General features: G+C 67.3%; 18 protein-coding genes. 7 read left to right on the forward strand and 11 right to left on the reverse strand.

Translation table 11 applies throughout. The features are described 5' to 3' along the window. Nucleotides 1-3: 3 nt before the first annotated feature. Together MMB92_RS07235 and MMB92_RS07240 are read right to left on the reverse strand one after the other, a co-directional pair. Nucleotides 4-201 carry a hypothetical protein gene (locus MMB92_RS07235; RefSeq protein WP_006477892.1) on the reverse strand — a complete coding sequence of 66 codons (198 nt, stop codon included), beginning with the start codon at nt 199-201 and terminating at the stop codon, nt 4-6. A 300-nt stretch (nt 202-501) separates the two neighbouring features. Beyond that, nucleotides 502-1,281, reverse strand: coding sequence for a DeoR/GlpR family DNA-binding transcription regulator (locus MMB92_RS07240; RefSeq protein ID WP_006493999.1), 780 nt, complete (start codon nt 1,279-1,281; stop codon nt 502-504). Nucleotides 1,282-1,493: 212 nt separating this feature from the next. Between MMB92_RS07240 and MMB92_RS07245 the strand changes: the two genes are divergently transcribed. The 3 genes from MMB92_RS07245 (at nt 1,494) to MMB92_RS07255 (ending at nt 4,866) form a co-directional block, all read left to right on the forward strand. Beyond that, nucleotides 1,494-3,134 (forward strand): gamma-glutamyltransferase family protein, encoded by a 1,641-nt coding sequence (locus tag MMB92_RS07245; protein WP_060263457.1) that lies wholly within the window; start codon nt 1,494-1,496, stop codon nt 3,132-3,134. Nucleotides 3,135-3,461: 327 nt separating this feature from the next. Then, nucleotides 3,462-4,289 carry a ferritin-like domain-containing protein gene (locus MMB92_RS07250; protein ID WP_006484464.1) on the forward strand — a complete coding sequence of 276 codons (828 nt, stop codon included), beginning with the start codon at nt 3,462-3,464 and terminating at the stop codon, nt 4,287-4,289. 70 nt (nt 4,290-4,359) lie between these two features. After that, complete coding sequence (locus tag MMB92_RS07255; protein ID WP_006484466.1) at nt 4,360-4,866, forward strand: hypothetical protein; 507 nt, start codon at nt 4,360-4,362, stop codon at nt 4,864-4,866. Here the strand turns inward: MMB92_RS07255 and MMB92_RS07260 are convergent. The 3 genes from MMB92_RS07260 to MMB92_RS07270 all read right to left on the reverse strand — a co-directional run bounded on the left by MMB92_RS07260 (nt 4,860) and on the right by MMB92_RS07270 (nt 8,528). Further along, nucleotides 4,860-6,308, reverse strand: coding sequence for a DEAD/DEAH box helicase (locus MMB92_RS07260; protein WP_034201401.1), 1,449 nt, complete (start codon nt 6,306-6,308; stop codon nt 4,860-4,862). The two genes, MMB92_RS07255 and MMB92_RS07260, sit on opposite strands and share 7 nt — an antisense overlap. Nucleotides 6,309-6,445: 137 nt before the next feature. Continuing rightward, on the reverse strand, nt 6,446-7,744 hold the full coding sequence (locus tag MMB92_RS07265; RefSeq protein WP_006477897.1) for a cytochrome c: 1,299 nt from the start codon (nt 7,742-7,744) through the stop codon (nt 6,446-6,448). A gap of 19 nt (nt 7,745-7,763) precedes the next feature. After that, the gene (locus tag MMB92_RS07270; RefSeq protein WP_006483254.1) at nt 7,764-8,528 is read right to left on the reverse strand and encodes a c-type cytochrome; all 765 of its coding nucleotides are present in this window, start codon (nt 8,526-8,528) and stop codon (nt 7,764-7,766) included. A gap of 403 nt (nt 8,529-8,931) precedes the next feature. On the opposite strand from MMB92_RS07270, the gene MMB92_RS07275 reads away from it, so the two are divergent. Beyond that, on the forward strand, nt 8,932-9,864 hold the full coding sequence (locus MMB92_RS07275) for a CopD family protein (RefSeq protein ID WP_006483260.1): 933 nt from the start codon (nt 8,932-8,934) through the stop codon (nt 9,862-9,864). A 164-nt stretch (nt 9,865-10,028) separates the two neighbouring features. Here MMB92_RS07275 and dgoD read toward each other — a convergent pair whose 3' ends face one another. Beyond that, nucleotides 10,029-11,177, reverse strand: coding sequence for a galactonate dehydratase (dgoD, locus tag MMB92_RS07280; protein ID WP_006483258.1), 1,149 nt, complete (start codon nt 11,175-11,177; stop codon nt 10,029-10,031). Nucleotides 11,178-11,315: 138 nt separating this feature from the next. Between dgoD and MMB92_RS07285 the strand changes: the two genes are divergently transcribed. Then, complete coding sequence (locus tag MMB92_RS07285; RefSeq protein WP_034178258.1) at nt 11,316-11,999, forward strand: FadR/GntR family transcriptional regulator; 684 nt, start codon at nt 11,316-11,318, stop codon at nt 11,997-11,999. Between the two features lie 34 nt (nt 12,000-12,033). Here the strand turns inward: MMB92_RS07285 and MMB92_RS07290 are convergent, their stop codons facing one another. Beyond that, nucleotides 12,034-12,279, reverse strand: coding sequence for a DUF1272 domain-containing protein (locus tag MMB92_RS07290; RefSeq protein ID WP_048989297.1), 246 nt, complete (start codon nt 12,277-12,279; stop codon nt 12,034-12,036). Between the two features lie 148 nt (nt 12,280-12,427). On the opposite strand from MMB92_RS07290, the gene MMB92_RS07295 reads away from it, so the two are divergent. Continuing rightward, complete coding sequence (locus tag MMB92_RS07295; protein ID WP_043205698.1) at nt 12,428-12,775, forward strand: GFA family protein; 348 nt, start codon at nt 12,428-12,430, stop codon at nt 12,773-12,775. Between the two features lie 39 nt (nt 12,776-12,814). Here the strand turns inward: MMB92_RS07295 and MMB92_RS07300 are convergent, their stop codons facing one another. Continuing rightward, nucleotides 12,815-15,922 (reverse strand): transglycosylase domain-containing protein, encoded by a 3,108-nt coding sequence (locus MMB92_RS07300; RefSeq protein WP_212066460.1) that lies wholly within the window; start codon nt 15,920-15,922, stop codon nt 12,815-12,817. A 246-nt stretch (nt 15,923-16,168) separates the two neighbouring features. Next, a complete protein-coding gene (locus tag MMB92_RS07305; RefSeq protein WP_277562618.1) occupies nt 16,169-17,056 on the reverse strand; it encodes a LysR family transcriptional regulator in 888 nt (295 codons plus the stop codon). Between the two features lie 583 nt (nt 17,057-17,639). Between MMB92_RS07305 and MMB92_RS07310 the strand changes: the two genes are divergently transcribed. Next, complete coding sequence (locus MMB92_RS07310) at nt 17,640-17,924, forward strand: PAAR domain-containing protein (RefSeq protein WP_006483555.1); 285 nt, start codon at nt 17,640-17,642, stop codon at nt 17,922-17,924. 37 nt (nt 17,925-17,961) lie between these two features. Here MMB92_RS07310 and MMB92_RS07315 read toward each other — a convergent pair whose 3' ends face one another. Both MMB92_RS07315 and MMB92_RS07320 read right to left on the reverse strand, forming a co-directional pair. Next, nucleotides 17,962-18,273 (reverse strand): cupin, encoded by a 312-nt coding sequence (locus tag MMB92_RS07315; RefSeq protein ID WP_006497351.1) that lies wholly within the window; start codon nt 18,271-18,273, stop codon nt 17,962-17,964. Nucleotides 18,274-18,332: 59 nt separating this feature from the next. Continuing rightward, nucleotides 18,333-19,016, reverse strand: coding sequence for a DJ-1/PfpI family protein (locus MMB92_RS07320; protein ID WP_006483566.1), 684 nt, complete (start codon nt 19,014-19,016; stop codon nt 18,333-18,335). Nucleotides 19,017-19,071 lie beyond the last annotated feature (55 nt).

Genomic DNA, 19,071 nt, shown 5'->3' on the forward strand with positions numbered 1-19,071 from the left:
AGCTTACGAATAGCGGTATTTGATGGATCGCAGCGCGGCGTCGCCGGTCTCGGTCACGCAGTATTTGCGCCCCGAGCCGAGCCCTTCCAGGCGGACGAGCTGTTGTTCGAGCAGGATGTCCAGTTCATCCCGATCCATGTCGCGCTGATCAGGCGCGTCCTTCACAAGCAATAGCGTGGCGAATTCATGCGGACTCAGCATCGTTTCTCTCCATGGCAATCGGACTGCCCGCGCGGCCGGCGCACCGCCGACGCGCGATACCCCGCGGGGTATGGCTTGGGGGGAAAGCTGTCTTCGCCGGCCCTGCGATTCGCACCGCCCTGGCACAGGCGGATCGGCGAACGGGCCGGGGAACTGGAGTCTAGTCGAGCGCGCAGGCAACGACAAATCGTGCCCCGTTAATTTTCCGTTTGACAGAAGGACCCGCCACAAGCGGTTTGCGCGCGGCGCCAACTTCTTGATTTCACTTGAAGTTTCAGGTGCGGTGCAGCATCGCAACGGTCATTCCGCGACGTACACCTGGGTGCCGGCGGCCGCCACCGTATCGGCCATTTCGGGCGGCAGCGGCTTGTCGGTGAAGAGCGCATGCACCTGGCTCAGATGGCCCTGGCGCACCAGCGCCGGGCGGCCGACCTTCGAATGGTCGGTCACGAGGTAGACCGTGCGCGCATGCTGCATGATCGCCTCGGCGACGCGCACCTCGCGCGTGTCGAAATCGCGCAGCGTGCCGTCGGCCTCGATCGCCGACGTGCCGATGATCGCGTAGTCGACCTTGAACTGGCGGATGAAGTCGATCGCGAGCTCGCCGACGATGCCCTTGTCCCACGGCCGCACGATGCCGCCCGTGATCAGCACCTCGCAGTCGGGGTAGCCGCTCATCATCGACGCGACGTTCAGGTTGTTCGTGATCACGTGCAGCCCGTGATGGCGGTTCAGCGCGCGCGCGACTTCCTCGGTCGTCGTGCCGAGGTTGATGAACAGCGACGCCTGGTCGGGGATGTGCGACGCCGCGAGCGCCGCGATGCGCCGCTTCTCGTCGTGGAACATCCGCTGGCGCGCGGTGTACGACACGTTCTCCGAGCTGGTCGGCAGGCTCGCGCCGCCGTGGTAGCGGCGCAGCAGGTTCAGGTCGGCGAGCCAGTTCACGTCGCGGCGAATCGTCTGCGGCGTCACCGCGAAGTGCGCGGCGAGATCGTCGACGGTCACGAAGCCGTCGCGCTGCACCCATTCGAGCAATTCCTGCTGGCGCGCGTTGAGGGTGAGGCGGGGATCTCGGGTCATGGCTCGATGGTCGTGTCGTGAGACGGAGCGGGTATTGTAAGGGCGGCAACGGCGTTCGGCCGGCCTGCGGAACATCGCCGCGCGCGATTCATGTAGAAAACGCATGGATTCATTTGACAAATGAATTTGTGCGATCGCGCGGATCGCGCTGCAATGGCGGATTGCCCGTTCACGCGGGGCACGTTCATTCAGCTTTCGACGAGGTGGTATCGATGAGTGGCTTCAACTGGCACAACCCGTATCCGACGACCCGCATTCCGGTGTTCGCGCGCAACGTCGTGTCGACGTCGCACCCGCTGGCCGCGCAGGCCGGGTTGCGGATGCTGTGGAAGGGCGGCAACGCGGTGGACGCGGCGCTGGCCGCCGCCGCCGCGATCACGGTCGTCGAGCCCGTGTCGTGCGGGCTCGGCGGCGATGCATTCGCGCTCGTGTGGGACGGCGAGCGGCTGTCCGGGCTGAACGCATCGGGCGTGGCGCCGGCCGCCTGGAACGTCGACTACTTTCGCAAGCGCCACGGTGAGGACGCGCACGGCATCGCGAACAAGCCGACGCGCGGCTGGGACACCGTCACGGTGCCGGGCGTGATCGCGGGCTGGGAAGCGCTGCACGCGAAGTTCGGTTCGCTGCCGTTCGCGGACCTGCTCGAGCCGGCGATCGAGATCGCGGAGCGCGGCTATTCGGTGCCGCCGATCGTCGCGCACAAGTGGGCGGCGGCCGTTCCCGAACTGCAGGGCCTGCCGGGCTTCGCGGACACCTTCATGCCGCGCGGCCGCGCACCGCTCGTCGGCGAACGCGTGTGCCTGCCCGGTCATGCGCAGACGCTGCGCACGCTCGCGAAGGACGGCGCCCGTGCGTTCTACGAAGGGGCGCTCGCCGAGCGTATCGCCGCGTTCGCGCGCGAAGGCGGCGGCTCGCTGACGGAAGCCGACCTGCGCGCGTACCGGCCGGAATGGGTCGAGCCGATCGGCAAGCGCTTCGGCCGCCACACGATTCACGAGATTCCGCCGAACGGGCAGGGTATCGCCGCGCTGATCGCGCTCGGCATCGCCGAGCATGCGGGCGTGACCGAATGGCCGGTCGACTCGGTCGATTCGCAGCATCTGCAGATCGAGGCGATGAAGCTTGCGTTCGCGGACGTCTATCGCTACGTCGCCGATCCGCGCGCGATGGAGGTCACGCCCGAACAGATGCTCGACGATGCGTATCTCGCCGAACGCGCGAAGCTGATCGATCGCGCGCGGGCGACGCACTTCGCCGCCGGCCGTCCGCATTCGGGCGGCACGATCTACCTGTCGGCGGCCGACGAGCGCGGGATGATGGTGAGCTTCATCCAGTCGAACTACATGGGCTTCGGTTCGGGGCTCGTCGTCCCCGGCACGGGCATTGCGCTGCAGAACCGCGGGCACGGCTTCTCGATGGACCCGGCTTCGCCGAACGTCGTCGCGGGCGGCAAGCGGCCGTTCCACACGATCATCCCGGCGTTCGTCACCGAGGAAGCCAATGGCCGCACCGAGGCGGTGATGAGCTTCGGCGTGATGGGCGGCGACATGCAGCCGCAAGGCCACCTGCAGACCATCGTGCGGATGCTCGGCTATGGCCAGCAACCGCAGGCCGCGTGTTGCGCGCCGCGCTGGAAGGTCAACCGCGACTTCACGCTCGACGTCGAGGCGACGATGAACCGCGCGACGGTCGACGCGCTGGCCGCGCGCGGCCATACGATCAAGTCGATCGACGATCCTTACATGGATTTCGGCTCGGGGCAGTTCGTCTGGCGCCTCGATCCCGACGATCCGGAGCGCGGCTACGTGGCCGCGAGCGACAGCCGGCGCGACGGGCTGGCGGCCGGTTTCTGACGGATCGCTTCCAGCTTGCTTGGCAGTGTCCCGGCATGACGGGCGGCCCGACGGCCGCCCGTTTTCATTTGGCGCGGCGCCTGCCATCGAGCACGCGCAAGCGGTTTGAAGGACTCGTCTAACGCACGGCAACAGACGCCGTGGAACTGCGCTCGTCGGGTATGGTCAGTGCTCTGGAGCACGAACATCAAAGTCCGGCTAAGATGCCAAGATGGTTCGGCCGGACCGATTCACTATAAACGCAAGTAAAACGCCGCCTGCGGATCGGCTGGCGCCTGTGCCCCAGGCACGGGCCGGCCTCCGCGCGACGACTGGGAGCGCACTACCATGGACACCAAAACGACGCATGTGATGCCGTGGCGTATCGAGGACATCGACCTGAACCGGATCGATCGTCAGCGTGCCGCCGCGAACGAGGATCTGCTGCTGCTGCTGTGCGCGTCGTCGTTCATCGAGAGCGGCTCGGATCTCTATACGAGCAATCTGAGCGAATTCTTCAATGACGATCCGGAAGTCTCCGCATGGCTCAACAATGCATGGGAGCACGAAGAATTGCAGCACGGCCGCGCGCTGAAGGCGTACATCGCGCACGTGTGGCCCGAGTTCGACTGGGATACCGCGTTCGCGAATTTCTTTGCCGAGTATTCGAAGACCTGCTCGGTCGAGGCGTTCGAAAAAACCCGCGCGCTCGAAATGGTCGCACGCTGCGTCGTCGAGACGGGCACGGCCACGCTCTATCGCGCGATCAACGAATGCTCGGACGAGCCGGTGCTGAAGGAAATCACCGACAACATCCGCACGGACGAAGTGCGTCACTACAAGCACTTCTTCAAGTTCTTCAAGAAGTACAACCAGGTCGAAGGCAACGGCCGGCTCGCGGTGCTCGGCGCGCTCGCGCGCCGCGTGATGGAAATCAAGAACGAGGATTCCGAGATCGCGCTGCGCCACGTGTTCGCGATCCGCTATCCGGATCGCGTCGGCGACAGCCAGTACAACCGCGAGCGCGCCGCGCGCATCAATTCGCTCGTCCGGCGCAACCTGTCGGCCGACATGTGCGTGAAGATGCTGCTCAAGCCGCTCGACCTGCCCGCGAAGATCCAGCCGGGCGTCCACTATCCGCTTACGAAGATCACGCGGCACGTTTTCCTGCGCTGATCGCCGCGGCACGGCCCGCCGCGCGTATGCTGGCGCATCCTCATCCGATCCGCACCGGGGCCACGCCATCATGACCGATACCCATCGCCACGCGCTCGAACAATGGACGTTCGACGCGTGGCCGCCCACCGTCGTGTCGCGGTTCGACGGCACCGCACTCGAGCGTCATGCCGACATGGCCGCATCGCTGATCGTCGCGACCGACGACGGCCAGTTGCGCACGACGCTGCTCGGCGTCGGCGAGATCTATGCACGCGATGCGCGCACGCTGCTGATCGCGCTCTGGCCGCAGTCGCGGGCGGCGCGCGCGATCGCGCAGCGGCGCACGGCCGCGTTGACGCTCGTCGCGGACGGTGCGTTCTTTCAGGCGCAACTGGAGATGGCGCCGCTCGAAGGAGACTTCGGCGGACTGGCCGGATTCGCTGCGACGATCGCGCACGGCGATGCGCAGCGGGTCGGCTATGCGCGTCTCGCGACAGGCGTCACGTTCACGCTGGAAGGGGAGCGCGCCGCGGTGCTCGCACGCTGGCAACGCCAGGTCGAGCACCTGCGGCGCGCGGCCGCGCGGCTTCAGTGACCGCGCTGGCCGCTGCGCGACGAACGGTTGCGGTTCGCGTGCGCGGCGTTGCCGTTCGCCGGGCGGGCGCCGTTGCCGCCGCCCGCCGGACGTCCGCCGCCGTTACCACCGGCGCCGGCACCGCCTTGCGTGCGCGGCTTCGCGGCCTTCTGCTGCGCGGCCTTCGGTTGCGCGTGGCCGTCGCGTTTTGCGGCCGGCTGGCCTGAGCCGCCGGCGCGCGGCTGGCGATTGCCGCCGCCGCCACCGCCACGCGGTTGCTGCTGCCCGCGGCGCTGCTGGATCGGCTCCGGCTTCGCGTTCGGATCGGGTTCGAAGCCCGCGATCACTTCCTGCGGGATCTCGCGCTTGATCAGCCGCTCGATGTCGCGCAGCAACTGCTTCTCGTCGACGCACACGAGCGACACGGCTTCGCCGGTCGCCCCCGCGCGGCCCGTGCGGCCGATCCGGTGCACGTAATCCTCGGGCACGTTCGGTAGGTCGAAGTTGACGACGTGCGGCAACTGGTCGATGTCGATCCCGCGCGCGGCGATATCGGTCGCGACGAGCACCTGCAGCGTGCTGTTCTTGAACTCGGCCAGCGCGCGCGTGCGGGCCGACTGGCTCTTGTTGCCGTGGATCGCCATCGCGCTGATGCCGTCCTTCGTCAGCTGCTCGGCAAGCCGGTTCGCGCCGTGCTTGGTGCGCGTGAACACGAGCACCTGGAACCAGTTGTGTTCGCGGATCAGGTGCGTGAGCAGCTCGCGCTTGCGGTCGCGATCGACCGGGTGGATCTTCTGCGCGACGCTCTCGGCGGTCGTGTTGCGGCGCGCGACTTCGATCAGGGCGGGCGAGTCGAGCAGGCTGTCGGCGAGCGCCTTGATTTCATCGGAGAAGGTGGCCGAGAACAGCAGGTTCTGACGCTGCGGCGGCAGCTTCGCGAGCACGCGCTTGATGTCGTGGATGAAGCCCATGTCGAGCATCCGGTCGGCTTCGTCGAGCACGAGGATGTCGAGATCCGACAAGTCGATGGTCTTCTGCTGCATGTGATCGAGCAGGCGGCCTGGCGTCGCGACGACGATGTCGACGCCGCGCTTGAGCGCATCGATCTGCGGATTGATGCTGACGCCGCCGAACATCACGGTCGAGCGCAGCTTCAGGTACTTGCTGTACGCACGGACGCTTTCCTCGACCTGGGCGGCGAGTTCGCGCGTCGGCGTGAGGATCAGCGCGCGCACCGCGCGCTTCGCGCCACGGTGCTCGGCGTAGAACGTGTGCAGGCGTTGCAGGATCGGCAGCGTGAAGCCGGCGGTCTTGCCGGTGCCGGTCTGTGCGCCGGCAAGCAGGTCGCCGCCGCCGAGGACGGCCGGGATCGCCTGCTGCTGGATCGGGGTCGGCGACGTGTAGCCGAGCTCGTTGACCGCCTTGACCAGCGGTTCGGCCAGGCCGAGAGATTCGAAAGACATAGATACCACTCTTGAGTTTTATGATCGGCGATGCGTCGCGCGGCCCGCGCGGCAAACCTGCATCGCAAAACAGCCAAAAAGCAAAAGGGCGCGGCCGCGGTTTCCCGCAGCCGCGCCCCGTTTGTGTGAGCCGCTTCTTAGTCGAGCGGCGCGGAACGCAGGTCGCTCACCTGTTGCGGCGAGATCGGCGTACCGTTGTTACCCCAAGACATCCGGATATACGTGACGACCGCCGCGACTTCCTGGTTCGACAGCGACTGTGCGAACGGCGGCATCCCGTACGGACGCGGATTCTTGAACGTGCTCGGCGGATAGCCGCCATTCAGCACCATGCGGATCGGGTTGACGGCCGATTCCATCATGATCGAGTGGTTGCCCGCGAGCGGCGGATAGGCCGGCGGCTTGCCGGCGCCGGTTTCGGCGTGGCAGGTCGCGCAGTTGTCCGCGTAGATCTTCTTGCCCTGGTCGAACAGCGCGTTGCCGAACTGCTTCGACGGCTCGTACTGCATGTTCTTCGGCGCTTCAGCCTTCTGCGGGATCGACTTCAGGTACGTCGACATCGCGCGCGTATCTTCGTCGGTCATGTACTGCAGGCTGTTGTGGACCACGTCCGCCATCGGGCCGAATACCGCACCCTTCTGCGACACGCCGGCCTGCAGCAGGTCGGACAGCTCCTGCACGTGCCAGTCGCCGAGGCCGAGTTCCTTGTCGTTCGTCAGGGACGGCGCATACCAGTTCTGCAGCGGGATCAGGCCGCCGGCGAACGCCGACGAGCTCACCGGGCCGCCCATCATGTTGATCGACGTGTGGCACATCGAGCAATGGCCGAGGCCTTCGACGAGATATGCGCCGCGGTTCCATTCGACCGACTTCGTCGGGTCCGGCTTGTATTCGCCTTCCTTGAAGAACAGCGTGCGCCAGCCGATCAGCAGGTTGCGGTTGTTGAACGGGAACTTCAGTTCGTGCGGACGGCTCGGCACCGACACCGGCGGGACCGAACGCAGGTACGCGTAGATCGCGTCCGAATCGGCGCGCGTGACCTTCGTGTAGCTCGCGAACGGGAAGCCCGGGTACAGCAGGCTGCCGTCCTTCGAGCGGCCCGTGTGCATCGCGCGGTAGAAGTCGTCCGACGTCCACTTGCCGATACCGTTCTGATCGTCCGGCGTGATGTTCGGCGTGTACATCGTGCCGAACGGCGTCGCCATCGGCAGGCCGCCCGCGAACGACTTGCCGCCGCGCACGGTGTGGCACGCGATACAGTCGCCGACGCGCGCGAGGTATTCGCCCTTCTTGATCAGCGCGGCCTGGTCGGCCGGCGTGGCCGCGACGGCGGCAGCGCCGTGCAGTGTGTCGTTGCCCGGCCACAGGACCGGCACGAGGGCGGCAGCCGCGACGATCGCGACGGCCGAGAGTGCAAACAGGGACTTGCGTTTCATTGTGTCTGTCTCCCTTGCCTTATTGCGGTTCGCTGCCGCAGGCGAGCGGAGTCTTCATCGAACGCGCCGGGGCCGGCACGGGGTTGGCGGGCGCCGGTTGCGCGGCGAGCCATGCGGTCACGGCCGTCACGTCTTCGTCGGAAAGCTTCGCGGCGATGTCGTGCATGCAATCGGGTGCCTTCGCGTGGCGGTTGCCCGAGCGCCATGCGCCGAGCTGCGCGCTCAGGTAATCGGCGTGCAGGCCGACGAGGCCCGGGATCGCCGGCTGCATGCCGGTCAGCCCTGCGCCGTGGCAGGCTACGCAAGCCGGCAGCTTGCGGGACGGGTCGCCCTGCGTGACGAGCTGCTTGCCGCGTGCGAGCGTCGCGGCCGGCAGCGTCGGCTTCGCCGGCGTCGGGTACGGCGGACGTTCGGCCGAGAAATGCTCGGCGATTTCGCGCAGGTAGTCGTCGCTCAGATACGTCAGCAGGTAGTTCATCGGCGGGTACTTGCGCCGGCCGTCGCGGAAGTTGACGAGCTGGTTGTACAGGTACTCGGCCGGCTTGCCGGCAAGACGCGGGAAATAGTCGTTGTCCGTGCCCTGGCCGTGGACGCCGTGGCATGCGGTACAGCCGCGCACGCGCTCGGCCATGGTATCGGGTGCCTTGAGCGGCGCCTGCTGGGCGTGCGCTTGCTCCGTGGGCTTGGTCTGCGCTTGGGCAGCGCTCATAAGGCCCGCGCCGCCGATCATCAGAACGGCGAGCAGCGGACGGAAGAGGCGTCTTGAAGACACACGAGACTCCATGTTTATTCGTCGGGGACCTTGTCCGGGCTACGATCGGCTCGGCGCATGGACGGCAGGACAGCCGGGCTGCTGCGACGCGGCATTCTATCATCGATGGGTAATGACGGCTATTTGACGAAAGGACATCGGTTCCTGTCTGTTTGCGACTTGCGACAATTTGACGCGCATTGCGGTGGGGCCGTGTGAACCGGCGTGCGTTTTCACCATCGAAGACCGTACACTCGCGACTCGCGACTCGCGACTCGCGACTCGCGGGTCGCGCGGCGCCTGCGCCGCAGGTCCAGTCATTTCTCCCGTTTCCGGATTCATCGATGACGTTTTTTACCGTGCCGTTGCCTGCCTCACGCTGTCCGTCCCGTTGCCGCCGCATTGCCGGCCTGCCGCTTGCGGGAGGGTGCGCGCGATGAAGTTCGACAGCTTGTGGATCGGCCAGGTCGCGCTCGCGGCGCTGATGGATGCGGCGTTCGCGATGGCGGTCGGCTCGGCGCTGCTCAAGGCGTGGCTCGGCAAGGACGGCGCGCGGCCGGTCGTCGCGCCGTCGCACCCCGCATGGCTGCGCGCGCAACATTCGCTGGTCGCGGCGGCGCTGGCGCTGGTGCTCGCCGATCTCGGCTGGCTCGTCTACGAGGCCGCGACGATGAGCGGCGCGGGGCTCGGCGGCGCGTTCGCCGCGATCCCCGTCATGCTGATGCAGACGCACACGGGCTTCGCGTGGAGCGTCGCGTTCGCCGGCGCGGTGGTGCTCGCGATCGTCGCACTCGCGAAGCCGGATGGCCCGCTCGCGCATGCGGTGCTGTGGCTCGCGGTGATCGTGGTCGCGGCCGGCAAGGCGTCGCTCGGCCATGCGGCCGACAGCGGCGTGCTGTCCGCGGCGGTCGGCGTGCAGACGCTGCACCTGCTGGCCACCGCCGTCTGGGGCGGCCTCGTGCTCGCGGGCGGGCTCGCGGTGCTGCCGGCGCTCGGGTCGTCGGTCGCGCGCGGCGCGCTGATCCGCATCGGCCAGCACCTGTCGCGCACGTCGATCGTCGCGGTGGTCTTCGTGCTCGGGACGGGCGTGCTCAACGCGATCCGCGGGCTCGGCGGCTCGCTCGCGCCGCTCGACGGCAGCACGTGGGGACGCGTGTTGCTGCTGAAGCTGCTGCTCGTCGCGCTCGCGCTGGTGCTCGGCGGGCTCAACCGCTTCTCGGCGCTGCCGCGTCTGCGCCGCACCGCGTCGACCGAGGACGCGCACACGTTCCGCAACATCCTGCATCTCGAAGGGATGACGATGATCGGCGTGTTCGTCGCGGCGGCCGTGCTGTCGTTCAGCGTGCCGGGGTTCGCGGCGCTCGGCTGACGACCGAACGGGCTGACGACCGAACGGCGCGGCCCGACCCGAGATGCCGGCGCGCGGCGGGCGTGGCGCGGATGCAAGAACGGCCGCCTGGTCGGGGCGGCCGTGTCGAACGTGTGGCGCGGCGCGCGTGCCGCGCCACCCGGCTTCGTCATCTCACGCGTTCATCACCATTCGGCGACGCTGCCGTCCGCGTGGCGCCACACCGGGTTGCGCCAGCGATGGCCGGTCTTCGCCATCTCGCGCACCTTCTCCTCGTTCACGTCGATGCCGAGCCCCGGGCCCTGCGGGATCGCGACGAAGCCGTCCTCGTAGCGGAACACTTCAGGGTTGCGCAGGTAGTCGAGCAGGTCGTTGCCCTGGTTGTAGTGGATGCCGAGGCTCTGTTCCTGGATGAATGCGTTGTAGCTGACCGCGTCGAGCTGCAGGCACGCGGCGAGCGCGATCGGCCCGAGCGGGCAGTGCAGCGCGAGCGCGACGTCGTAGCTTTCCGCGAGCGTCGCGATCTTGCGGCACTCGGTGATGCCGCCCGCGTGCGACGCGTCCGGCTGGATGATGTCGACGTAGCCGCCCGCGAGGATGTGCTTGAAGTCCCAGCGCGAGTACAGCCGTTCGCCGAGCGCGATCGGCGTGTTGGTCTGGTTGACGATGTCGCGCAGCGCTTCGGCGTTCTCCGACAGCACCGGCTCCTCGATGAACATCAGCTTGTACGGGTCGAGTTCCTTCGCGAGCACCTTCGCCATCGGCTTGTGCACGCGGCCGTGGAAGTCGACGCCGATCCCGACGTGCGGGCCGACCGCGTCGCGCACCGCCGCGACGTTCGCGATCACCTGCTCGACCTTGTCGTAGGTGTCGACGATCTGCAGCTCTTCGGAGCCGTTCATCTTCACGGCCTTGAAGCCGCGCTCGACGACCGCGCGCGCATTGTTCGCGACGTCGCTCGGGCGGTCGCCGCCGATCCACGAATACACCTTGATGCGGTCGCGTACCTGGCCGCCCAGCAGCGCGTGCACGGGCACGCCGTGATGCTTGCCCTTGATGTCCCACAGCGCCTGGTCGACGCCCGCGATCGCGCTCATCATGATCGGGCCGCCGCGGTAGAAGCCCGCGCGGTACATCACCTGCCAGTGATCCTCGATCAACAGCGGGTCGCGGCCGACGAGGTAGTCGGCCAGTTCCTGCACGGCGGCCTCGACGGTGTGCGCGCGGCCTTCGACGACCGGCTCGCCCCAGCCGATGATGCCCTCGTCGGTTTCGATCTTGAGGAACAGCCAGCGGGGCGGAACGACGAAAGTTTCGAGGCGGGTGATTTTCATGACGCGAGTCTCCATGATTGACCGGCGCGGCCGGGGCGCACGATCCGTGCTTTCGCGGTTATCCTAGCGTAGTCGAATAAAAAATAGTATTAATAGCATTAATGTGCAGATAGTGGGCAGCCCGCCCGACGGAGAACGATCATTCAACGCGACCTGCATGGACAGACGGCCTTCCGGCTCGCGACGGCGATCCTGCGCGGCGACTATCCGCCCGAATCGCTGCTGCCGAGGGAACCCGACCTGATGGAGATGTACGGCGTGAGCCGCACGGTGATGCGCGAGGCGCTGCGCACGTTGACGTCGAAGGGGCTGGTCGAATCGCGGCCGAAGGTCGGCACGCGCGTGCGGCCGCGTCGTGCGTGGAACCTGCTCGATGCCGACCTGCTCGACTGGTATGCGCGCGTCGCGCCGCCGCTCGCGTTCGCGCTGAAGCTGCAGGAGATGCGCGAGATGATCGAGCCGCACGCGGCCGCGCTGGCCGCGCGCACCCATACGCCCGAAGCGTTCGACGCGATCGACGACGCGGTGCGGGCGATGGCCGCCGCGCGCAACGTCGACGAATGGGTGCGCGCCGACCTGCGCTTTCACCTGAGCGTGCTGGAGGCCGGCGGCAACGAGCTGCTGGTGCCGCTCGGCGCGCTGATCGATCGCACGCTCGAGGCGCAACTGCAGCTGAACGCGCGCCGGGCCGAGGTGTACAACGCGTCGCTTGCCGAGCACACGGCCGTCAGCGACGCGATCCGCGTGCGCGACGAGGACGGCGCGCGCCACGCGATGGCGATGCTGCTCGCGGTGACGCGCGCGCGGATCGAGATGTCGTGACGGACGCGAGGCGGGCGGCGCCGGCGGCGTGCCGTCAGGCGTTCGCGCAACCGCCCGGCTTGTGGATGCGTTCCGTCGACGGCGGGTACTTCGCGAGGAGGCTCGCCGGCCGCCGCGGGCGGGCGACCAGGTCGCCGCCGCAGTTCGGGCAGCGGCCCTTCAGCACGTCGTCCGCGCAGGTCGCGCAAAACGTACATTCGAATGTGCAAATGCGCGCTTCCGCCGAATCGGGCGGCAGGTCCTTGTTGCAGCATTCGCAGCCGGGGCGCAGTTCGAGCATGACGGTCTCCTGGGTCGGTGAGGGATGGGCGCCGCCCGGGCATTGCGTGCGGCGCATGCGAGCGCTACTGTACGCGCTTGGATCGGCCCGGCCAACGGTGTCCCGCCCGGGCGCCGGCGATGCGCACGGGCTGCACCGGGAGACGACCATGCTTTATCGCGGAAGCTGTCATTGCGGAGACGTGACGTTCGAGGCGGAAGGTGACCTGCAGGGCGTGATGGCGTGCAACTGCTCGATCTGCCAGCGCAAGGGCGCGCTGATGTGGTTCGTGCCGCGCGATCACATGAAGCTGCTGACGCCCGACGAGCATCTCGCGACCTACATGTTCAACAAGCACGTGATCCAGCATCGCTTCTGCAAGCGCTGCGGGATTCATGCGTTCGGCGAAGGCGTCCATCCGGACGGCACCGCGATGGCCGCGATCAACGTGCGCTGCCTGGAAGGCGTCGACCTCGACGCGCTGCCCGTCACGCACTACGACGGCCGCTCGCTCTGAGCGGCGCATCGGCGCGGGCGCCTGCGGGCCGCGATCGCGTCACGACGGTTGCACGGCCGCCGCGTTCGGCGCGGGCGTTTCCGCTTGCGGCGCCGGTCCGGCGGTGCGCGTGCCGGCGCTGGCCGGGCGTTCGATCAGCGGCGCGAGCGCCGGCGCCATCGACTTCAGCAACTGCACGGCCATCGCGCTCGTGAAGTCGTAGCGCGCCGCATACGGCTCATGCGCGGTCGCCGTCAGCACGCCGAAGAACCGGTCGCCGAGTGCGAACACGAAGGTGCCGCTGCGATTGACCTTGCGCGACTCGATCAGCCGCGCGCCGCGCGCATAGACGTTGAAGCGCTGGTCGCCCGTCCCCGTCTTGCCGTACACGTCGAGCGTCTTGCCGTCCGGCAGCGTGAGCCCGCCTGCGAGGCGGCGCGCGGTGCCGTTGAGCACGACGTCGCGCAGCAGCGTGTGCGTCACGTTGACGATCTCCGGCGCCAGCATCGGCTGCGGCTGCGCGGCCGCGCGCACGAAGCGCGTTTCGTACGGCGTGCCCTTCGCGAAATCGAGCCGCGTGATCGTTTCGGTCGGCGCCTTCTGGCCGCCGTTGGCGATCAGGCCGATCAGTTTCGCGAGCGCGTCGGGCTGGTCGCCCGATGCGCCGATCGCGGCTGCATACGACGGCGTCACTTCCGCGAACGGATAGCCGAGCGCGCGCCACGACTTCGTGATCTCCGCGTACGCACGCAGCTCGACCATGCGGCGGATGCGCCGGTCCTGCGTCGCGTGGTAGCGGGTCTTGTACAGCCACGAATACGTGTAGAAACGCGCATCGCGGCTGTCGCGCTGAACCTCGGCGAGCGATGCGCCCGGATGCGCGCGCAGGTAGTTGAGTGTCCACAGCGCGAGCGGATGGACGCTCGCGATATAGCCGCGATCGTTGAGATTGAAGCGGTCGATCGCGTATTTCGCGTAGAGCGCGGCGAGATCGTCGTCGGACAGCGTCGCGGCCGGCGTGCCCTTCAGTTGCGCACGCATCTGCGCATTGAACCATGCGGGCGATTCGTTCGGCGCGACGCTGCGCAGCACCGTCGCGAGCTTCGGCGGCGACTTGCGGACGTCGCGCAGCATCAGCGCGAGTGCGTCGTCGGGCGCCTTGCCCGCATAGCGCGTGTAGTAGCGCTTCACGTAGACCTGGCTTTCGCCGTCGACGAATTGCTGCAGGTAGTGCTGGCGCTGCGCGGGATCGTTGAGCCACGACGACGACGGCCCGGCCGCCTGCAGCGTCTCGTAGTGGACGATGTCGCGCATCAGCCGCACGAACACCAGGTTCACCGAATGCTCGAATGCCGCGTGCAGCGTCATGATGCGGCCGTTGTCCGACTTCTCGAAGTTGGAGAACACCTGCGCGCCGCCGCCCGTGTAGAACACGTCCGGGCTCGCCGAATACTTGCGTTCGACGGAGGCGTCGAGCATCGCCTGCAGCGAGCGGTCGCGCGTATGCGACAGATAGTCGAGCGCCCAGCGCGACAGCCCGTCGATCGGATCGGGCTTCACGCGCGCGAGCTCCGCGTTCGACAGGTTCGCGTAGCGCGCATGCAGGTCGGAGACGATCTGCAGGTACGTGATCAGCGTGCGCAGCTTCGCGGTCGAGCCGAGATTGATGCGGCCGCCGCGATTCACGTCGAACGGCTGGTTCACGCTGTCGGTCTGCACGCGCAGCAGGTTCGCGCCGTTGCGGTGTTCGTACAGCGTGAAGCTGTACGTGAGGTGCGACGGGTCGTCCTTCGGCGCGAGCATTTCGAAACCGTACAGGCCGGCGGCCTGTGCGCCTTCACGCGTCGACGCTTGCGCGAGCCGCGCGGCGACCGCCTGCTGCACGCCGTTGTCGAGCGTGCTGGTCGCCTGGAGATCGAGCTGGTCGAGCTGGTACAGGTCGCTGATGCCGAGCGCCGACAGCAGCGACGCGCGCGCGGACGTGACGGCCTTGCGCGACACGAACGACTGCACGCGCGCGGCGGCCGGCGGCGCGCTGCGTTCGATCTGCGCGGCGAGCGCGGCATCGCGCAGCGCGGGCGAGATCACGCCGCCGTTCGACAGCAGCCGCAGGTAGCTGTCGGTCAGCTTCTGCAATGCCGGATAGCCGCGGTTCAGGAAGTACGACGGCGCGCGCTGCGCGATCAGCAGCGACAACACCTCGCGGAACGTCTTGCCCTGCTGATCGACGTTGTCGCCGGTCGTCGGCGCGGACAGTACGCGATTCACGTCGTTGAAGTCGCGGCCGTACCACGCGGCGAGACCGTCGCCGATGCCGGTGATTTCGCCCACGTGCGGCCGCGCGGCGAGCGGCACCGAGTTCAGGTAGCGCACGACGATCGTGCGGCGCGCGAGCATCGTCTGCGGACCGTTCAGGTAGGCGCGCACCGACGCGGAGGCGATCTGCCGCAGCTTTTCGGGCGGCGTCGCGGTGCGGCCCTCGGGCGAATGGCGGAACTTCTCGATCTGCGTCGCGAGCGTGCTGCCGCCCGGGCGCGCCTGGTGGCGGTTGACGACGTGCAGCGCCTGGTCGGCGAGCGCGCGGCTGAAGCGTCCCCAGTCGATCGCCGGGTTGCGGTTCGGCTCGTTCGCATCGAGCAGGTAGCGATCCTCGATGAACAGCAGCGAATCGGTGATCACGCGCGGCACCGTGTCGAAATCGGCATAGACGCGCTGCGGAAACACGGTCGCGAACAGCGGCGAGCCGGTCGAATCGAACAGCATCAGGCCCGTCTGGTCTTTCTCTTCGTAAGGGAGGAACAGCCCGCGCTCGCCGAGCGACAGCATCCGCTGCGAATCGCGCGCCTGCTCGCTGACGACGAAGCCGCGTGCGACCAGCCGCTGCTGGAACGCGGGAATCATCGCGTAGCCGAAGCGCTGGTCGTACGGGCCGTTTGCCGGGAAGCGGATGTGATCGCTCGGCCCCGCCTCGACCGTGTAGCCGACGTCGCGGGTGAGCTCGGACAGGTAGTGCGCCTGCAACCGGGACGTTTCGATCTCGGTCTGCACGAGCCGTGCGACGATCGCGACCGCGATCAACAGTGCGGCGAGCAAGGACCACTTGACCCACGTCCACACCGAGGCGGGACCGGTCACGCGCGGCAGGATACGATTCAGCGGCCGATTCATGGCGGCGTCTCCCTGAGGGCGCGGTTATCCGGCCGCACCCCATTAAGGATTAGTGTAGTCCTCCGCGGCGGGCTGCCAAGGGCGGTCGACTACCGAGATGCGCCGGCGCAACAGGCGTGCCCACGCGAGCCGCGCGGCGGCTCGCGGGCCGTCGGGGCGCCTGCCGGCGCGCCGCCGCGATCAGGCGAGGGCCGCGCGGGCGGCGGCGAATCGGTGTGAAAAATGGTGTGCGATGCCACCCTTCATTCAACCGACGAAATGGTCGATCAGGTGATCGACGAAAAGCCGGGCCTTGCGCGGAAAGTGACGGCGGCTCGGGTATGCGACGTTCATCTCGAGCGTCTCGAGCCGATAGCCGGGCAGCAGCGCGAGCAGTTGGCCGTCGTCGAGATCCGACTGGACGAGGAAGTCCGGCAGGACCGCGATGCCCATGCCGGACAGCGCCCAGTTGCGGATCAGCCCGACGTTGTTCGACGACGCGGACTTGTTCGGGCGCACGGTGATGCGCGTCTGGTCGTGATCGAACGACAGGTATTCGCCCATGAAGTCGGCATGGAACGACAGGCACGCGTGCGACGCGAGGTCGTGCGGATGCGCGGGCGCGCCATGCCGGTCGACATAGTGCGGTGCGGCGCAGACGATCTGCTTGAGCCGCGTGAGCGGGCGCTTCACCAGCGTGTTGTTGCTGATGTGCTGGGACAGCAGCAGCCCGACGTCGAAGCCCTCCGACACGAGGTCGACGTGACGATCCACGATCGTGACCTCCGGCACGGTGGCCGGGTGGCGCATCTTGAACGCGTCGATGGCCGGCGCGAGCACGTGCATGCCGAACATGACCGGCGCGGCGATTTTCAGCGATCCGATCGGTTCGTGATGCATCGACGCGATGGTTTCCTCGACCCGGTCGATTTCGTCGATCACGTGACGGATCTGCGCCAGATAGAGGTGGCCTGCGTCGGTCAGCGACAGGCTGCGGGTGGTGCGATTCAGCAGGCGGGCGCCAAGCCGGTCCTCGATGCTCATGACGAGGCGGGTGGCCGATGAATTGGAGATGTTCAGTTCCGTGGCGGCGCGCGCGAAACTACGAAGTTCGGCGACCTTGACGAATAGTCGCATCGGTAGGAGTTCGTCCATTTTCTTATCGATAAACAGAAGGCATTGATTGAATTCTATCTATCGGTTTGCTGAATTTTAACGCCCCGTTTTAATGAATGTTTATTATGGAATAGCGTGTTTATCGGGTGTGCGAACGGTCGGAGAATGGTAGGTTTTGAGGTGGGAAGGGCGTCGAATGAATGATTCGAATCGGCTTGCTATTAAGCCTTTTTGATGTATTTGTATTTAGTACTTGTACGAAAATATAGGCTATTTTTTCATTAAAGCATCAGCATTATCGATGCAATGCGATGTCGAACCGGCTGTGTCCTGATCGCCATGACGACTTCATGCGATCGTGCCGGCGCACGGCTCCGATGGAACAGGGGAACGGGTCGTCGCAGGCAGGCGGGTTCGACGCGTCATGGTGTGTGAGCACACCGCGACGCCGAATAGCCGTGTGCGGCGAAGGCGTGTTGTGACGGCCGCCCGATGCGGAGGGCCTGCGTCGCGGCCGTGGCGAGCGGTGATATGCTCGCGGGACGCCCGCGACCGACCGGCAGTATCACGATACCCGTGCGCGGTTGCGTTGCGCGGCGTTTCCGAGGGAAGAACCGACATCATGAGCCGCAAATTCATTCTGAAGGGCGACACGACCGATCATGGCGGCGTCGTGCTCGAAGGGATCGCCAATTCGTCGTTCGACGGGCGCGAACTCGCGTATCTCGGCGCAGCCGTGTTCTGCGCGGCGTGCAAGTCGCCGGGCGTGATCGTGTCGGACGGCGGCGAGCGCACGATGACCGTGATGGGCAAGGTCGTCGCCCTCGAGCACGACCTGTGTCAGTGCCAGTGCACGCCGCTGCCGAAACTGATCGCATCGCAGGCAACCGGCACGATCTCGGGGTAACGCCCACCGCGCGGCGTCGAGCCTCCGAGGCTCGCCGTCAGACGCTGCCTTCGGTCTCGATCACCAGGATGCGCGCGACGCCGAGCGGATGCGCGACGTGTTCGGTGCCGACCGTCGCGTGGAAGACGTCGCCCGTCTCCAACACCGTCGCATGCTCGACGCCTGCCTCGCGGTAGCGCATCTCGACGCGGCCGTCGAGCACCGCGAATACCTCCTCGCCGTCGTTCACGTGCCAGCGATACGGCTGATCGGTCCAGTGCAGCCGGACCGTGATGCCGTTCAGGTTCGCGATGTCGAGGGCGCCCCACGCGCGGTCCGCGGTGAATGCGGCGCTCCGGATGATGTTCATCGAGATGGTCTCCCGCACGCGTGCGCGTTGCTTTCCCATGATTGTTCCGACATCCGCATTCAGCGCGGCGTCGCGCGCAGCGCGTGCTCGACGATCTGCTTGCGTTTCGCGAAGCCGGCGGCCGAACGTTCGGTGACGCGCTTCACGACCGCGGCCGGCGCGGTGTCGGGCGAGCCGGCGTCGAACGGCGGCGCCGGCGCATATTCGAGTTGCAGCTGGATCGCCTGCGCTTCTTCTTCGCCGACCAGCTCCGCGGCGATCGTCAGCGCGAAGTCGATGCCGGCCGTCACGCCGCCGCCCGTGACCAGGTTGCCGTCGCGCACGACGCGCTCGCGCACGGGTATCGCACCGAGCGGTTCGAGCAGCGCATGGAAGGCCCAGTGCGTCGTCGCGCGCCGCCCGCGCAGCAGGCCGGCCACGCCGAGCAACAGCGAACCCGTGCAGACCGACGTCACGTAGCGCGCGGTGGCCGCGCGCTGCTGCACGAACGCGATCGTTTCGGCATCGAGCAGCAGCTCGTTGATGCCGATGCCGCCCGGGATGCAGATCACGTCGAGCGGCGGGCAGTCGTCGAACGTGCAGGTCGGTGCGAGCGCGAGGCCGCTGCTCGACGCGACCGCGTCGCGCGACTTCCACACCAGGTGGACGGCTGCGTCCGGCAGTGACGCGAGCACGTCGTGCGGGCCGGTGAGGTCGAGTTGCTGGACACCCGGAAAGACGAGAAGGCCGATATGCAGGGTCATGCGAAGACTCCGAGAGGAAGGGAACGCGCGCCGTTCGGCACGGGATGGACAGATC

The organism is Burkholderia sp. IO2 (assembly GCF_029522185.1).
In the GTDB taxonomy this organism is placed as follows: Bacteria; Pseudomonadota; Gammaproteobacteria; order Burkholderiales; family Burkholderiaceae; genus Burkholderia; species Burkholderia cenocepacia.

Bases quoted from the DNA above. Each gene is read 5' to 3' on its own strand.
- MMB92_RS07265 (WP_006477897.1), bottom strand. From the start codon at position 7,744: ATGAAACGCAAGTCCCTGTTTGCACTCTCGGCCGTCGCGATCGTCGCG.
- MMB92_RS07250 (WP_006484464.1), top strand. From the start codon at position 3,462: ATGGACACCAAAACGACGCATGTGATGCCGTGGCGTATCGAGGACATC.
- MMB92_RS07270 (WP_006483254.1), bottom strand. From the start codon at position 8,528: ATGGAGTCTCGTGTGTCTTCAAGACGCCTCTTCCGTCCGCTGCTCGCC.
- MMB92_RS07235 (WP_006477892.1), bottom strand. From the start codon at position 201: ATGCTGAGTCCGCATGAATTCGCCACGCTATTGCTTGTGAAGGACGCG.
- MMB92_RS07240 (WP_006493999.1), bottom strand. From the start codon at position 1,281: ATGACCCGAGATCCCCGCCTCACCCTCAACGCGCGCCAGCAGGAATTG.
- MMB92_RS07315 (WP_006497351.1), bottom strand. From the start codon at position 18,273: ATGAACATCATCCGGAGCGCCGCATTCACCGCGGACCGCGCGTGGGGC.
- MMB92_RS07275 (WP_006483260.1), top strand. From the start codon at position 8,932: ATGAAGTTCGACAGCTTGTGGATCGGCCAGGTCGCGCTCGCGGCGCTG.
- MMB92_RS07295 (WP_043205698.1), top strand. From the start codon at position 12,428: ATGCTTTATCGCGGAAGCTGTCATTGCGGAGACGTGACGTTCGAGGCG.
- MMB92_RS07245 (WP_060263457.1), top strand. From the start codon at position 1,494: ATGAGTGGCTTCAACTGGCACAACCCGTATCCGACGACCCGCATTCCG.
- MMB92_RS07310 (WP_006483555.1), top strand. From the start codon at position 17,640: ATGAGCCGCAAATTCATTCTGAAGGGCGACACGACCGATCATGGCGGC.
- MMB92_RS07320 (WP_006483566.1), bottom strand. From the start codon at position 19,016: ATGACCCTGCATATCGGCCTTCTCGTCTTTCCGGGTGTCCAGCAACTC.
- MMB92_RS07300 (WP_212066460.1), bottom strand. From the start codon at position 15,922: ATGAATCGGCCGCTGAATCGTATCCTGCCGCGCGTGACCGGTCCCGCC.
- dgoD (WP_006483258.1), bottom strand. From the start codon at position 11,177: ATGAAAATCACCCGCCTCGAAACTTTCGTCGTTCCGCCCCGCTGGCTG.
- MMB92_RS07290 (WP_048989297.1), bottom strand. From the start codon at position 12,279: ATGCTCGAACTGCGCCCCGGCTGCGAATGCTGCAACAAGGACCTGCCG.
- MMB92_RS07255 (WP_006484466.1), top strand. From the start codon at position 4,360: ATGACCGATACCCATCGCCACGCGCTCGAACAATGGACGTTCGACGCG.
- MMB92_RS07305 (WP_277562618.1), bottom strand. From the start codon at position 17,056: ATGGACGAACTCCTACCGATGCGACTATTCGTCAAGGTCGCCGAACTT.
- MMB92_RS07260 (WP_034201401.1), bottom strand. From the start codon at position 6,308: ATGTCTTTCGAATCTCTCGGCCTGGCCGAACCGCTGGTCAAGGCGGTC.